We start from the raw sequence: 558 nt of genomic DNA, 5'->3' as shown, positions 1-558 counted from the left end.
ACACGCGTGGGCCAAACTCTTTTAAGTATGGGTCGAGATACACCAATTTGACGTCGTCGTTATTCACGGAAATAGGCGTCGGGCTTTCATGAGTGATCGTTGGTACAACGAAACCAGCCGCGTGTTTGCTCCATGCGCTCATGTTAACGGGCGTAGCACCTGAGTACGAATCACCCGGTTTCTTCGCCCATGAACCAGCACCCATCACGCCCCAAGAACCAATCGAGGCATCACTGTTCCTTGCGTACAAGTCCGGCAAGCCAAGCATTAAGTGGCCAAGCTCATGTACGATCACACCCAACGTCGCTTGATGATCAACTTGGTAGTCAGCAAACACGCAGTAGTCAGTGATCTTTTTGCCATCTAGCGTGACATCATTGTGAGAGAATTTGTGTGGCCAGATAGCAGGACGGTCAAGGAATCCGGTTGAACGGTCGCCACCAGCAAAGATAAACATCACTGACAACTCTGAAGGTTCAACGGTTCCATCTTGGTTACTGTCGAAAGCAGAAAGATTGAAGTACGGATCCAGTTTTTGGTAGGCCTCTGTAAACACAG

1 protein-coding gene is annotated in these 558 nt (G+C 49.5%); it reads right to left on the bottom strand.

Annotated features, from left to right (window positions below):
* The coding region (locus R7O13_RS29720) for a M6 family metalloprotease domain-containing protein (RefSeq protein WP_318305573.1) at positions 1-558 on the bottom strand (558 nt) is incomplete at both ends.

This window comes from Vibrio sp. Y176, from assembly GCF_033438945.1.
The sequence above is the reverse complement of the archived record's forward strand: the minus strand, read 5'-3'. Positions and strand labels throughout refer to the sequence as shown.